The following is a 14,056-nucleotide window of genomic DNA, read 5'->3' on the forward strand; positions in this document are numbered from 1 at the left end:
ATGAGCCGGATGGACGCCTTCCGCGCCCGCATGGGGGGCCTCGCCTACGGCGGCGACTACAACCCCGAGCAATGGGACCGCGAGGTGTGGCGGGAGGACGTGCGCCTGATGCGCGAGGCGGGCGTCAACCTGGTCTCGCTGGGCGTGTTCGCGTGGGCGTCGCTGGAGCCGGAGCCCGGCACGTACGAGTTCGGCTGGCTGGACGAGGTCATGGACCTCCTCCACGACAACGGCATCGCCGTCAACCTGGCCACCCCGACCGCGGCGCCGCCCGTCTGGCTGACGCACCTGCACCCCGAGGTGTTCCCCGTCAGGGAGGACGGCCAGCCGTTCGGCTTCGGCAACCGCCTGCACTACGACCCCTCCTCGCCGATCTACCGCCGCCACGCCGCCGCGATCACCACGAAGCTGGCCGAGCGCTACTCCTTCCACCCGGCGCTCGCGATGTGGCACATCAGCAACGAGTACGGCCCCACCGCCTACAACGAGGCCGCGGCCGTGAGCTTCCGCCGCTGGCTGCGCCGCAGGTACGGCACCCTCGACCGGCTCAACGAGGCGTGGACCACCCGCTTCTGGGGCCAGGTCTACACCGACTGGGAGCAGATCGACGTCCCCCACATCCCGCGCACCTGGATGAACCCCACCCGCCGGCTCGACTTCAAGCGCTTCACCTCCGACGCGCTGCTGGAGTGCTTCGTCGCCGAGCGCGACATCGTCCGCTCCTTCCGCGACGACCTGCCGGTGCTGACCAACTTCATGCGCTTCTTCCGGCACGCCGACTACTGGAGGTGGGCGCCGGAGGAGGACGCGGCGGCGCTCGACATCTACCCGGACCCCGCCGACCCCGGCTCGCACGTCCCCGCGGCGTTCAACTTCGACCTGTTCCGCTCGCTGAAGGGCGGGCAGCCGTGGCTACTGATGGAGCAGTCGAGCAGCGCCGTCAGCCAGTGGCGGCTCAACGTCGTCAAGGAGCCGGGGCGGATGCGGCTCGGCTCGTTGCAGGCGCTGGCGCGGGCGTCGGACTCGGTGATGTTCTTCCAGTGGCGGGCGAGCCGGGGCGGGCAGGAGCGCTTCCACTCGGCGATGGTGCCGCACTCGGGCCCGGACTCGCGGACGTTCAGGGAGATCAAGGACCTGGGGCGGGAGCTGAGGCTGCTGGCCCCGGTCGCCGGGACCACCTCGCGGGCCGAGATCGCGATCCTGTTCGACTGGGACGGCTGGTGGGGGCTGGAGGAGGTCTTCGGGCTGCCGCGCAGCGACTTCGGCTACACCGGCACGGTGATGCGGCACTACACGCCGCTGTGGGAGCGGCACCACGCGGTGGACGTGGTGCCGGCCGGCGCGCCGCTCGACGGGTACAAGGTGCTGGTGGTGCCGAACGCGTACCTGATGGGTGACGAGGGCGTGCGGCGGGTCACCGGGTTCGCGCGGGCCGGCGGCACCGTGCTCATGTCGTTCTTCTCCGGCGTCGTGGACGCCGACAACCGGGTGCGGCCGGACGGGTACCCGGGCGCGTTCCGCGAGCTCATCGGGGCGAAGATCGACGAGTACTGGCCGGCCAGGCCGGACGAGCGGTTCACGGTGGAGTTCATGGGCGGGCGCACCGCCACCTCCACCTGGTGGCGCGAGGACCTGCGGCTCGAAGGCGGCACGGCCCTCGCCACCTACGCCGACGGGCTGCTCGCCGGCCGGGCCGCCGTGGTGGAGAACCGCTACGGCGCCGGGCGGGTCGTCTACGTCGCGACCCTGCTGGAGCAGGCGGCCTTCGACGAGCTGGTGGCGGCCACGGTCGAGGCGGCGGGGGTGCGTACGCGCTTCGCGGGCGTCCCCGCCCACGTGGAGTGCGCGGTGCGCGGGGACGAGACCCACGAGTACGTGTTCCTGCTCAACCACAGCGGCGAGTCGGGCGCGTCCGTGCCTCTGGAGACGGACGGCACGGACCTGCTCACCGGCCGGGCCGTGGCCGGGCGGGTGGAGCTGGCGCCGCTCGGCGCGGCGGTCGTCAGGATCGCCCGCCGATCGGCTCTCACGCCTCCGGCCGCCGGGTGAGGCGGAGCTTGGACTGCTTGTGCAGCGGCTCCCAGTCCGCCATGAACGTCGCGGTGAAACCGTGGCGGGCGGCCAGCTCCACCAGCGTCTCGGTGCGGTAGTAGAAGTCCTCGCGCAGCACCTGGTGCTCGCGGCCCTCGGTGCGGTCGAAGGTGAAGTCGAAGTGCGCCTGCGGCTTCATCACCCGGCCCACGTGCGCGAAGCACTCCTCGATGACCTCCAGCGGCGAGTGCGAGAAGACGCTGTGGGCGTGCACGACGTCGAAGAACTCGCTGGGCAGGAACTCCAGGCGCAGGTCGCGGACCGGCGTCAGGTGCGGCAGCTTCTCCCGCAGGCCGTAGCGGACGAGGGTGTCCTGGGCCGCCATGAGGATGTCGGGCGAGATGTCGAGACCGTAGTAGTTGCCGGTGTGCAGGTAGTCGATGAACAGCCGGCCGGCCCGCAGGTTGCCGCAGCCGATCTCCAGCATCCGGCACTCCGGCTTGAGCCCGTGCCGGACGAGGTAGTCGAACTGGGTGCGCCCGAGCGCGAGCCAGCGCTTGTGCGTGTGCGAGCCGACCGCGCCCTCCGGGTCGCGGGCGGTGTCGGAGCGCATGACGCGGCGGTAGTAGGCGATGTGGTCGCGGGTGCGCAGGCGGTACCAGGTGTCGCGGGCCAGGCGCCGCAGGTGCGGCGCGATCCGGTGCGGGTGGCCCGCGGCGTAGGCCATCTGGTGGACGAGGCTCGATCGGGTGCGTCTCACCCTACGAACGTAGGTCAGCCGCCGGTGCGGTCAGCGGGCCCTTGCGGCACTTTGAGTGCTTGTTTGCGCAGCCTTTCTCGCCACCGGCGGAACACCCGTGTCCTGGCTAGCTCAGGTAGTCGCGCAGCGCCAGCGACCGGGAGGGGTGGCGCAGCTTGGACATCGTCTTGGCCTCGATCTGCCGGATGCGCTCGCGGGTGACGCCGTAGACCTTGCCGATCTCGTCGAGCGTGCGCGGCTTGCCGTCGGCCAGCCCGTAGCGCATGGTGATGACGCCCGCCTCCCGCTCGGAGAGCTGGTCGAGCAGGTGGTGGAGCTGCTGCTGGAGCAGCGTGAACGACACCGCCTCGGCCGGGGAGACGGCCTCGGTGTCCTCGATGAGGTCGCCGAACTCGCTGTCGCCCTCCTCGCCGAGCGGCATGCTCAGCGAGACGGGCTCGCGCCCGTAGCCCTGGACCTCGACGACCCGTTCGGGGTCGAGGTCGGTCTCGGCGGCGATCTCCTCCGGGGTCGGCTCGCGGCCGAGGTCGCTCTGCAGGCGGCGCTGCACCCGCGCGACCTTGTTGATGAGCTCAACCATGTGGACGGGGATGCGGATGGTGCGGGCCTGGTCGGCCATGGCCCTGGTGATCGCCTGCTTGATCCACCAGGTCGCGTACGTCGAGAACTTGTAGCCGAGGCGGTAGTCGAACTTCTCAATGGTGCGGATCAGCCCGAGGTTGCCCTCCTGGATGAGGTCCAGGAAGAGCATGCCGCGGCCGGTGTAGCGCTTGGCGATGGAGACCACCAGCCGCAGGTTGGCCTCCAGCATGCGGCGTTTGGCCTCGACGCCGTCGGCGGCGATCCACTCCAGATCGCCTCTCAGCTCGTCGGAGAGCCCGGCCTCGGTGTCGAGGCGCTCGCGCGCGAACAGCCCGGCCTCGATGCGTTTGGCGAGGTCGATCTCCTGCTCGGCGGTGAGGAGCGGCACCCGGCCGATCTCCTTGAGGTAGGCCTTGACCGAGTCGGCGCCGACGGGCGCACCGCCGTCGGCGCTGGTGTCGTCCAGTTCTAGAACCTCTGCTGCTTCGGACAAGACTTTCTCCTCGCTCGCATGGGACGGACGCACGGAACACGTGGTGAGAACGGACTACGGCATCGCCACCTCGGACCTCACGAAACAACCACCGGCCGCACGGGCCGCCCACCTCCAAGCTACCCAACAGGAACGACTCGACAGCACGCTCAGCCCCTCGAGCTCCCGGCGCGCCGGTCCGCCCTGGGCGGCAGCCAGGTGAACCTCCCCTCCTCGACGCCGGCGAACGCCATCAGGCGCGCCCCCTCGGCCTCCACCTCCTCGCGCACCCGGGCGGGCAGCGGATGGAAGGGCTCGGCCGTCAGCACCCCTCCACCAAGGTTCCACATGCCGCCGACAAATCCGTCGACGAGGAACGTGGGGTAGATCACGGCGCCGACGCACACCGCCTTGCGCTGCTCGGCGGTCATGAGCCGGCCGCGGTCGGCGTAGGCGACCACGAGGTTGTCGAACCAGGGCAGGAAACGCACGGGCGCGGGGGTGCCGGGGTCGGCGAGCGGCAGCCCGGCCAGGTCGTACAGGACGCGGCCGGTCTCGTCCCGGTAGGTCCGCAGGTCGGGCATGCGCTCCATGACCGCGCGCAGCCGCGTCAGTCCCGACCAGGACTGCACGTCCATGACCGACGCCGGCCCGAAGCCGGCCAGGTACCGCCGGACCAGGCGCTCGGCGGCGGGCTCCGGGCCGAGCGGGTCGTCCATGGGGCGGCCCAGCCAGTCCTCGGCCAGGGTGAACGGCGTCGCGCCGCCCCGGCCCCAGACGCCGTTCGGCGGGGTGTGGACGATGGGCAGCAGCGTCTGCGCCGCGTAGCCGAGCGCCATCGGGCCGGCCTGCGGCCACCTCTCGCGCAGCAGGTCGCGCAGCTGCGGCCGGGTGAGGACGCGCCCGTCGCGGTGCGCGTCCGCCAGGTGAGCGCGGGCCAGTTCGGCGAGCTCGGCCGGGTCCACGTCCTGGAGGTCGCGGGAGAAGGCGCCCCTCCTCATCCGGTCGAGGACCGGCTGCACGAGCGGGCGCAGCCACACGTAGTCGTCGGCGAGGGCGAGGTGCTGGGTGGCGCGCAGCAGCGTCCCCCGGACGACCCGCGCCCCATGGAGGAGGGCGGTCAGGTCGTCCTGGGTGAAGGAGGCGAGGCGCGACCAGAGCCCGACGTACGGCGCGTCGATCTCCTGGCCCTGCAGCGCGACCAGCCGCGCCACGGCCTCGGCGGGGGGCAGGGCGGCGCGCTCCAGCAGGAGCTGGCGGCCCAGGGTCGTACGGTTGAGCACCCGGCGGTCGAGGATCATGCACCGACCGTAGGCGTCAACGCGGCAAGGATGATTCCGCGTTCAGCAGGTCGTCGAGGGCGGCGCGCAGGTGCGCGGCGAGCTCCCAGGCGTCGGGGATCATGGCGCGGTCGGTGACGACGCCGATGTCGAGCGAGCCATGGTAGGAGAAGGCGGTGATGTTGACGCCGCCGCTGACGTCCGTGATCACCGAGACCGGATAGTGGGTCAGCAGCAGGTTGCCGCACACGTAGAGCGGGAACTGAGGGCCGGGCACGTTCGAGATGATCACGTTGATCGGCGGGACCGTCTCCCCCACCAGCGCGAACGCCGAGCGCGCGGCCAGCCCCATGAGGGCGGCCGGCATCGACGCGCTGAACTCGCGCAGCCACCGCGCCGGCGCCAGCGCGAAGCGGTCCTTGATCCGGCGCATGGCCCCGCGCACCTCGTGCAGCCGCTCGACGGGGTCGGCTACGTGCGTGGCGAGCGGCGCGGTCATGATCGTCACCTGGTTCCCCGGCCCCGGCACGCCCGCCTCGCGCAGCGAGAACGGCACCCCGGCCACCAGCGGCCGGCCGGGCACGCCGCCGTGCCCGGCCAGCCAGCCGCGCAGCGCGCCCGCGCACACCGCCATGACCACGTCGTTGACGGTGACGCCGAACGCCTTGCGCACCGCCTTGACCTCCTCCAGCGGCAGCGACACGTACGCGAAACGCCGGTGCTGTGAGACCGGCCCGCTGAACGGCGTCCTCGGCGCGGGCAGGACGGGCAGCTCTGGCGCGCCTCCCGCTCCGGCCAGCCTGCGGGCGGCCCCGGACAGCAGCCGGGTGCCGGGCAGCCACGACACGACGGGGATCTCGTCCAGGGCCGGCAGGGCCGCCGCGGCGAACCGGACCGCCCGCGCCGGGTTGGCCGCCAGCCTGGCGAGGCCCCGCGCCACCCGCTCGGCCGGGCCGGGCGGCGGCTCGTCCCGCTCGGGCCCGGCCAGGGGCGGCGGGGCCGGCTCGGGGGTGGTGTCGAGCAGCGCGGCCAGCACGTCCGCGCCGCCCATGCCGTCCACGGCGGCGTGGTGGATCTTGGTATAGAGGCCCGTGCGCCCGCCGGACAGGTTGTGGACGAGGTAGATCTCCCACAACGGGCGGCCGCGGTCGAGGCGGCGGGCGTGCAGCCGGGCGACCTGCTCGGCGAGCTGCCGCTCGTCACCGGGCCGCGGCAGGCCGATCTCGCGGACGTGGTAGTCGAGGTCGAGGTCGTCCTCCTGCACCCAGTACGGGTGGTCCAGCCCGAACGGCACCGGCGCGAGCCTGCGCCGCAGGGCGGGCACGTACGGCAGCCGCCGTTCGAGCAGGGCCTGCAGGTCGGCGCGGCCGAGCTCGCCCTCCAGGATGGCGAGGCCGGCGATGTTCGCGACGTTCGTGGCGGTCTCGATGTTGAGGAACTGCGCGTCCAGGGCGGTGAGCTGCGGCACGGCGTACCACCTCCCTCCCGAACAAACCAGACTCCCCCCGGCGGGACAAGCCGGGTCAGGTCACGAGCTTCAGGTCGTGCGTGGCGGCGTCCGGCTCGGCGAAGGCCAGCATCCGCAGGCCCTCCTCCGCCACCGCGTCCCGCGGGAAGCCGTCCTCGAAGGGGGTGACCAGCAGCGTCGCCTTCCTGCCCGAGCGCTTGACCTGCCACGTCCCGGCCGCGAACCCGTCCACCAGGACGACCGCCCGCACCCGCAGGTTCTTGGTGGTGACCAGGCCCTTGTGCGCGTCGGCCAGCAGCCGGGTGCGGTCCGCGTGGCCGAGGACGAGGGTGTCGAAGTCGGGCAGGAAGCGCACGGGCGCGGGCACGTCGCCGCCCGGCCGGGGCGCGCCCGGCAGGTCGAACAGCTCCTTGCCGGAAGGCCCGGCGAGCCGGTCCAGCTCCATCGCCTCCATGACCGGCCGCAGCCCGCCGAGCCCCGACCAGGCCTGCACGTCGGCGGGCGTGGCGGGGCCGTACGCGGCCAGGTAGCGCTCGACGAGCGCCTGCGGGCGGGGCTCCGCGTCCAGAACGAGGCCGGGCGGGCCGAAGGCGGGGTCGCGCGGGAAGCTCCACCGGTCCTCGGTCGGCACGACGGCGAGGGGCGTCAGCATGCGCACCGCGTACCCGAGGGCCCGGTCGTTCGCGCCGGGGAACTCCTCCAGCAGCCGCGGGCGCAGCTCGTTGAACGTGTGCGGCCGCTCGGCCAGCATCCGCTCGGCGGCGGCCACCACGGACGCGGCGTCGTACCCGTCGAAGCGGCGCGCCGCGGCGGCCAGCACGGGCGCGAGCAGCGGCCGGAACGCCGCGAAGTCCGCCGCCGTCACCAGGTGCAGGGTGGCCCGCCACATCGTGGCCCGCAGCACGGTCCCGGCGTGCAGGGCCGCGTGCAGCCCGTCGCGCTCGAACCCGGCCAGGCGCGACCACACCCCGAGGTACGGCGGCCGCGGCTCCTGCGCCTGCAACCCGGCCAGCCGGTGCACGACGTCCGTCACGTCGCCTTCGTGCCGGTCGAGCAGGTGCTGCCGGGCCAAGGTCGCACGGTTGAGGTCGCGGAGGGTGAGCATTTACCTATCATGCCCTTCCCCATCAAAGCGGTACGCGCCTGCTACCCCGCTCTCAACGACGGCTACGCCTACCTCGACGGTGCCGCCGGCACGCAGACCCCGCGCTCGGTGATCGACGCCATCTCCGACGCCTACCGCGGCGGGATCGGCAACGTGGGCGGCGCGTTCCCCGCCAGCCACCGCTCCGACGCGATCGTGGCCGCCTGCCGCGCCGCCGTGGCCGACCTCGTCGGCGGCGACCCCCGCGGCGTGATCCTCGGCCCCAACATGACCACCCTCACCTACCGCCTGTCCCGGGCCGTCGCCGGGCCCGGCGACGAGGTCGTCGTCTCCCGGCTCGACCACGACGCCAACGTCCGCCCCTGGACGCAGACCGGCGCCACCGTGCGCTGGGCCGAGGTGGACCCGGTGACCGGCGAGCTGCCCGTCGAGCAGTACGCGAGCCTCGTCAACGAGCGCACCCGCGTGGTGGCCGTGACCGCGGCCAGCAACATCATCGGCACCCGCCCCGACGTCGCCGCCATCGCCGGGATCGCCCACCGGGCGGGGGCGCTGATGTACGTGGACGGCGTGCACGCCACCGCCCACGGCCCGGTCGACATGCGGGCGCTCGGCGCGGACTTCTACGCCACGAGCGCGTACAAGTGGTCGGGGCCGCACGTCGGCGCGGTGGTGGCCGACCCGGCGCTGCTGGAGACGCTGCGGCCGGACAAACTGGCCTCCTCCCCCGACACGGTGCCGGAACGGTTCGAGCTCGGCACGGCGGCCTTCGCCGACCTGGAGGGCGTGACGGCCGCCGTGGACCACCTGGCGGCCATGGTGCCGGGCACGGGCAACCGGCGCGAGCGGCTGCTCGCCTCGATGGCGGCGGCCGAGGAGCACGAGCTGGAGCTGTTCGGTGTCCTGATCGAGGGCCTGGAGACGCTGCCGGGCGTCACCGTGTACGGCAAGCCGGCCCGGCGCACCGCCACCGCGTACTTCAACGTCGCCGGGCGGACGCCGCGCGAGGTGGCCGAGCACCTGGCCCGGCTGCGGGTCAACGTCTGGAACGGCCACAACTACGCCTGGGAGCTGACGGGCTCGATGGGCATCCGCGACACCGGCGGAGCCGTACGCGCCGGCCTCGCCCCCTACAACGACCGCTCCGACGTCGACCGCCTCCTGAACGGCATCGCCCAACTCACCTGACCACCCCCGGCACTCACCTGACCACCCCCGCCCCCCTGCCCGGACAGGCAACTCCCCGACCCCGGCCGTCCAGTCCGGGGCCGGGGTGGGTGGGGGGTCAGCCGGCGAGGCGGGGCAGGATGCCGGTGGTGCGGAGCCGGTCGCGGGCGGCCGCGATGGCCTCCGTCGTGGTGGCGAAGACCTGGCCCGCCTCGCTGAGCCGGGCGATCACCCCCACCGCCTCCAGCGGCTGGTGGTGACCGTCCGGGATCCCGGAGACGTAGACGAGGATGCCGCGCCGTTCGAGGCGTTCGATGGCGTCGCCCAGCACCAGCGCCCCGCTGGCGTCGATGCTGGTGACCCGTGACAGGCGCAGCACGACCACCGACACGCCGGTCACCGCCGACAGCTCCAGCAGGAACCGGTGGGCCGCCGCGAAGAACAGCGGCCCCGCCAGCCGGTAGGTGACGATGTGCTCGGCGAGCAGCGCGTGCTCGTCCTCGGTGTGCTGCAGGTGCTCCTCGTGGCGCAGCGGCTCGGCGTCGAGCCGGGCGTTGCGGGCGAGCGTGCGCAGCGCGAGCGCCCCCGCCACCACGAGCCCCACGACGATGGCGAGCACCGTGTCGAGCAGGAGCGTGGCGACGGCGGTGAGCACCAGGACGAAGGCGTCGGACCGGGTGGAGCGGAACAGGGCGCGGACGGTGTCGACCTCGACCATCCGGATGGCCGTGGCGACCAGCACGCCGGCCAGCGCGGCGAGCGGGATCTTGGACACGAGCCCGGCACCGGCGTAGACGATGGCGGCGAGGATGGCCGCGTGCGAGAGCGCCGCCAGCCGTGAGCGGGCGCCGGCGCGGACGTTGACCGCGGTGCGGACCATCGCCCCCGTGCCGGGCATGCCGCCGAACAGCGGCGCCACCAGGTTGGCCACCCCCTGCCCGAACAGTTCCCTGTCGGGGTCGTGCCGCGGGCCCCGCGTCATGCCGTCGGTGACCGAGGCCGACAGCAGGGACTCCAGGGCGGCGAGGGCGGCCACCGCGACGGCCGGCCCGACGAGCGACGGCAGCGCGGCCGGGTCGAGGAAGCCGAGCGACGGCGCGGGCAGCCCGGCGGGCAGGGCGCCGATGCGGGCCAGCGGCAGCTCGGCCGCCTCGGCGACGACGGCGGCGACGACCACGGCGAGCAGCGAGAACGGCACCCTGGGCCGCAGGCTGGCCCCCACGAGCAGCACGGCGGCCACGGCGAGGGTGACGGACATGGCCCACCAGTGGGGGCGGGCCAGGAAGTCGAGCAGGGCGTGCCAGGCGACGACGGCGACCTTGTCGTGGCCGCTGGCCGGTACGCCGAGCGCGGACGGGAGCTGTTGCAGCCCGATCACGCAGGCCACGCCCACGGTGAACCCGGCCACCACCGGGGCGGGCACGAGCGCGATGCAGCGGCCCGCGCGGGCCAGCGCGAGGATGATCAGCAGCAGCCCGGCCAGGACGCCGACGGTGAGCACTCCGGCGGCGCCGTGGACGCTCATGATCGGGATGAGGATGACGGTCATGGCGCCGCTGGTGCCGGACACCTGGACCCGTGAGCCGCCGAAGAAGGCGGCGAGCGCCCCGGCGACGACGGTCGTGGCGAGGGCGGACTCGGCGCCCATGCCGGAGCTGATGCCGAAGCCGAGCGCGAGCGGGAGGGCGACGATCGCCACGGTGAGCCCGGCCGTCAGGTCGCGGCGCGGGGTGCGGGTCATGGCGGCGAGGTCGGCGGGGTCGGGCAGGACCGCGCGCAGGCGCGCCCAGGCGAAGGAGAGCCGGACGCCCGTCACGATCCGTGGTCCTTCAGAATCGTACGGTAATCGTACTTATCCGTAAATGAGCCTTCCATTTTCGCTCCTTTTGGTCAAGAGAATCCAGAAACGCCCGCTGCGTGACTATGTACCGCGTCAAGGCGCTGTTCAGAATATCAAGCACACCCGGGGCGACCTGGCTGAACACCGGCCGTCTCGCGCACAGCGGAAAGCTGCATTACCGGATTAATAACCCTTAATCGCCAACAAGGAGAATGCCCGGTTCGCGGCGTCAATAGCCTCCGGCTCGACCTCGTCCAGCGGACGGCCGTCGGCGAGCCACTGCCAGATACGGCGGGCCAGCACCCGCTGCGCGGCCAGCACCTGGGCGGCGAGCAGCGCGGCGGTCAGGTCGTCCGGCCCTCCCGCCTCCGCGAGGGCGTCGGCGAGGGCCCGCTCGTCGCGGGAGATCTGCTGGAACATCCGCGCCTGGAGGCCCGGCGTCGAGAACACCAGGCGATGGAAGGCCACCACCTCGGGATGGTCGTTGAGCCCGGTGACGGGGTCGCGGCGGGCGAGCCCGTCGAGGAAGTGGCGGCGCAGCGCCTCGATCGGCGACTCCCCCTCGGCCCGCGCCCGCACGACGCGCGCCGGCTCGCCCTCGTGGTCGGCGATGCGGTGCAGGACGAGGTCCTCCTTGGTCGGGAAGTACTTGAACAGCGTCGGCTTGGACACGCCGGCCGCCGCCGCGATCTCGGTGACCGGCACCTCGTCGAAGCCCCGGCGCAGGAAGAGCCCGATCGCCGCGGCGGAGATGGCCTCGCGCACGCGCTGCCGCTGAAGCTCCCGTAGTCCCGTCACGAGATCACTCTAGCAAAGTGTTAACCTGGTCAAGTTATTGACCGAGTTAAGACTTTGAGGAGGCGCGATGGGGACGCTCGACGAGGAGCGCGCGTACGTCGAACGCTGCCGGGCGGGCCTCCGCCGCATGCTGGAGGGCGCGCGGGACAACGTGATCGTCGGCGAGAGCGTGGCCGGCGACCGCTACAGCGCCGAGCGGCTGGGCCGCCATCTCAAGAGCCTCGCCAAGGAGCTCAGCGAGGAGCCCGAAGGCCCGCCGTTCTTCGGCCGCCTCGACTTCGGGCAGGACTCGGCCGAGCACCGGGGCCGCGCGTACCACATCGGGCGGCGGCACATCGCCGGCGAGCACGGCGGGCCGCCCGTCGTCGTCGACTGGCGCGCGCCGGTCGCGCGGGCCTTCTACCGCGCCGGCGCCCGCGACCCCCAGGGCGTCGCCGTGCGCCGCCGGTTCGGCTGGTCGGGGACGACGCTGACCTCGTACGAGGACGAGCGGCTCGACCAGGGCGAGGAGGGCGGCGGCCAGCTCCTGGCCGCCGAGATCGAACGCCCCCGCGTCGGCCCCATGCGCGACATCGTCGCCACCATCCAGCCCGAGCAGGACGACCTCGTCCGCGCCGGGCTCGACGTGAGCGTCTGCGTCCAGGGCGCGCCGGGCACCGGCAAGACCGCGGTGGGCCTGCACCGGGCCGCGTACCTGCTCTACGCCCACCGCCGCCGCCTGGAGCGCGGCGGCGTGCTCGTCCTCGGCCCGAACCGCGCCTTCCTCGGCTACATCTCCGCCGTCCTGCCCGCCCTCGGCGAGGTGGACGTCGAGCAGACCACGCTGGAGCGGCTGCTCGCGACCGTCCCCGTCACCGCGGCCGACGGCGAGGAGGCGGCGGCCGTCAAGCACGACGCCCGCATGGCGGAGGTGCTGCGGAGGGCGCTGTACGGGCGCGTCCGCGAGCCGGTCGAGCCGGTGGCCGTCGCCGACGGCTCCTACCGGTGGCGGGTCCAGGTGGACGAGCTGCGCCGCATCGTCGAGGACGCCCGCCGCGCCTCCCTCCCCTACGGCGTGGGCCGCGAGCGCGTGCACGCCAGGGCGCTCGCCGCGGTCCGCCGCCAGGCCGAGGCGCGCGGCGTGAACGCCACCGCCGCCTGGACCCGGAAGACGGCCCGCGCGCTCGCCCCCGCCCTGGACGCCCTGTGGCCGCCGGTCAAGCCGGTGGAGGTCCTGTACGAGGTCCTGCGCGGCCCGGCGGAGGACGGCGCCGACCCGGCGCGCGGAGTGCTGACCGGCGCCGAACGGGCCGCCATCACCTGGGCCAGGCCGCCGCGCAGCGTCAGGAGCGCCCGGTGGACGGCCGCGGACGTGGTGCTGCTCGACGAGATCGCCGGGCTCGTCGAACGGCCGCGCGGTTACGGCCACGTCATCGTGGACGAGGCCCAGGACCTGTCCCCGATGGAGTGCCGGGCGGTGGCCAGGCGCAGCGAGCACGGCTCGCTCACCGTGCTCGGGGACCTCGCCCAGGGCACCACGCTGTGGGCGGCGGCCTCGTGGCCGGAGCGGATGGCGCTGCTCGGCAAGCCCGGGGGCGAGGTGGTGGCGCTGACGACCGGCTTCCGGGTGCCGGGGGCGGTGGTGGAGCTGGCCAACGGGCTGCTGGAGGCGCTGGAGGTGGACGTGCCGCCGACGCGGTCGTACCGGCCGGACGGGCGGGTGCGGGTGAGCGCCGTCGAGGAGCTGGGGAAGGGGGTGGTGGCGGCGGTGCGGGAGGCGTACGGGTTCGAGGGGTCGATCGGGGTGATCGCCGCCGATCCGGGGGCCGGGGAGCTGGCGGCGGCCCTGCGCGACGAGGGGTTCGACCTCGGCGGCCGGCTCAGCGTGGTGGGGGCGTCCCTGGTCAAGGGGCTGGAGTACGACCACGTGGTGGTCGCCGAGCCGGCCGCCATCGCCGAGGGCGAGCGGCGGGGGCTCAACCGGCTGTACGTGGCGCTCACCCGGGCCGTGTCCCGGCTCGACGTCGTGCACGCGCGACCGCTCCCGCCCCAGCTCGCCCGCCCGGACGCGACGGGCTGACCTGGCTCGCCCGGCCGAACGAGGCGGGATGACCTGGGTCGCCAGGCGGGACGCGGCGGGCTGACCTGGCTCGACAAGGTCCCGGCGGAGGTGTGTGATGTGGTTCCCGCCGGAAGGAGCCCGTCAGGTGCCCGACGCCGAGGACCCGCCCCCGGACGACGCCCCCGCCCCTCCCGACGCGCCGCCCGCCCTCCCCCGCGCCGGCCCGCCCACCCCGCGCACCCCGCCCTCCGCCTCCGGGGGGCGGCGGCGGGGGGCCGATCAGGTGCTGTCGATTCTCGGGTGCGTCTGCGCGGCGGTGGCCGTGCTGTACGCCCCCGTCCTGTTCGGGCTGGCCGGCATCGTCCTCGGCGTCGCGGGCCACCTGCGGGGCGAGCCCCTGGGCAGGTGGGCCGCGGTGGCGGCGGGCGCGGGCATGGTGGCGGGCACGGCGCTGACGCTCGTCCTGCAGAGCGTCATGTCCTGACCGCTCCGGCGGCTCAGGGGACCGGCGT

The 14,056-nt window shown here is 73.8% G+C and carries 10 protein-coding genes and 1 pseudogene; 4 read left to right on the forward strand and 7 right to left on the reverse strand.

The window, feature by feature from the left end; translation table 11 throughout:
- A complete protein-coding gene (locus tag Nocox_RS25785) occupies positions 1 to 2,049 on the forward strand; it encodes a beta-galactosidase (protein WP_033411461.1) in 2,049 nt (682 codons plus the stop codon).
- On the opposite strand, the gene Nocox_RS25790 is transcribed toward Nocox_RS25785, so the two are convergent.
- From Nocox_RS25790 to Nocox_RS25810, 5 genes and pseudogenes are all read right to left on the reverse strand, one after another.
- Positions 2,027 to 2,758, reverse strand: a complete 732-nt coding sequence (locus tag Nocox_RS25790) for a class I SAM-dependent methyltransferase (protein WP_020547672.1) — start codon at positions 2,756 to 2,758, stop codon at positions 2,027 to 2,029. The genes Nocox_RS25785 and Nocox_RS25790 overlap by 23 nt on opposite strands.
- A gap of 139 nt (positions 2,759 to 2,897) precedes the next feature.
- Positions 2,898 to 3,848, reverse strand: a pseudogene (locus Nocox_RS25795) (RNA polymerase sigma factor); the annotation flags it as partial.
- Between the two features lie 167 nt (positions 3,849 to 4,015).
- The gene (locus Nocox_RS25800; protein WP_020547670.1) at positions 4,016 to 5,146 is read right to left on the reverse strand and encodes a winged helix DNA-binding domain-containing protein; all 1,131 of its coding nucleotides are present in this window, start codon (positions 5,144 to 5,146) and stop codon (positions 4,016 to 4,018) included.
- A 16-nt stretch (positions 5,147 to 5,162) separates the two neighbouring features.
- Complete coding sequence (locus Nocox_RS25805; protein WP_020547669.1) at positions 5,163 to 6,593, reverse strand: WS/DGAT/MGAT family O-acyltransferase; 1,431 nt, start codon at positions 6,591 to 6,593, stop codon at positions 5,163 to 5,165.
- Positions 6,594 to 6,648: 55 nt separating this feature from the next.
- Positions 6,649 to 7,698 (reverse strand): winged helix DNA-binding domain-containing protein, encoded by a 1,050-nt coding sequence (locus Nocox_RS25810; RefSeq protein ID WP_020547668.1) that lies wholly within the window; start codon positions 7,696 to 7,698, stop codon positions 6,649 to 6,651.
- Positions 7,699 to 7,707: 9 nt separating this feature from the next.
- Between Nocox_RS25810 and Nocox_RS25815 the strand changes: the two genes are divergently transcribed.
- On the forward strand, positions 7,708 to 8,886 hold the full coding sequence (locus tag Nocox_RS25815; RefSeq protein WP_020547667.1) for a cysteine desulfurase-like protein: 1,179 nt from the start codon (positions 7,708 to 7,710) through the stop codon (positions 8,884 to 8,886).
- A gap of 97 nt (positions 8,887 to 8,983) precedes the next feature.
- Here Nocox_RS25815 and Nocox_RS25820 read toward each other — a convergent pair whose 3' ends face one another.
- Together Nocox_RS25820 and Nocox_RS25825 are read right to left on the reverse strand one after the other, a co-directional pair.
- On the reverse strand, positions 8,984 to 10,681 hold the full coding sequence (locus tag Nocox_RS25820) for a SulP family inorganic anion transporter (protein ID WP_020547666.1): 1,698 nt from the start codon (positions 10,679 to 10,681) through the stop codon (positions 8,984 to 8,986).
- 207 nt (positions 10,682 to 10,888) lie between these two features.
- On the reverse strand, positions 10,889 to 11,503 hold the full coding sequence (locus Nocox_RS25825; RefSeq protein WP_026215259.1) for a TetR/AcrR family transcriptional regulator: 615 nt from the start codon (positions 11,501 to 11,503) through the stop codon (positions 10,889 to 10,891).
- A gap of 67 nt (positions 11,504 to 11,570) precedes the next feature.
- Between Nocox_RS25825 and Nocox_RS25830 the strand changes: the two genes are divergently transcribed.
- Both Nocox_RS25830 and Nocox_RS25835 read left to right on the forward strand, forming a co-directional pair.
- Positions 11,571 to 13,562, forward strand: a complete 1,992-nt coding sequence (locus tag Nocox_RS25830; RefSeq protein ID WP_020547664.1) for a HelD family protein — start codon at positions 11,571 to 11,573, stop codon at positions 13,560 to 13,562.
- 127 nt (positions 13,563 to 13,689) lie between these two features.
- Positions 13,690 to 14,028: a hypothetical protein gene (locus tag Nocox_RS25835; RefSeq protein ID WP_020547663.1), complete on the forward strand. Its 339-nt coding sequence runs from the start codon at positions 13,690 to 13,692 to the stop codon at positions 14,026 to 14,028.
- Positions 14,029 to 14,056 lie beyond the last annotated feature (28 nt).

Source organism: Nonomuraea coxensis DSM 45129 (genome assembly GCF_019397265.1).
In the GTDB taxonomy this organism is placed as follows: domain Bacteria; phylum Actinomycetota; class Actinomycetes; order Streptosporangiales; family Streptosporangiaceae; genus Nonomuraea; species Nonomuraea coxensis.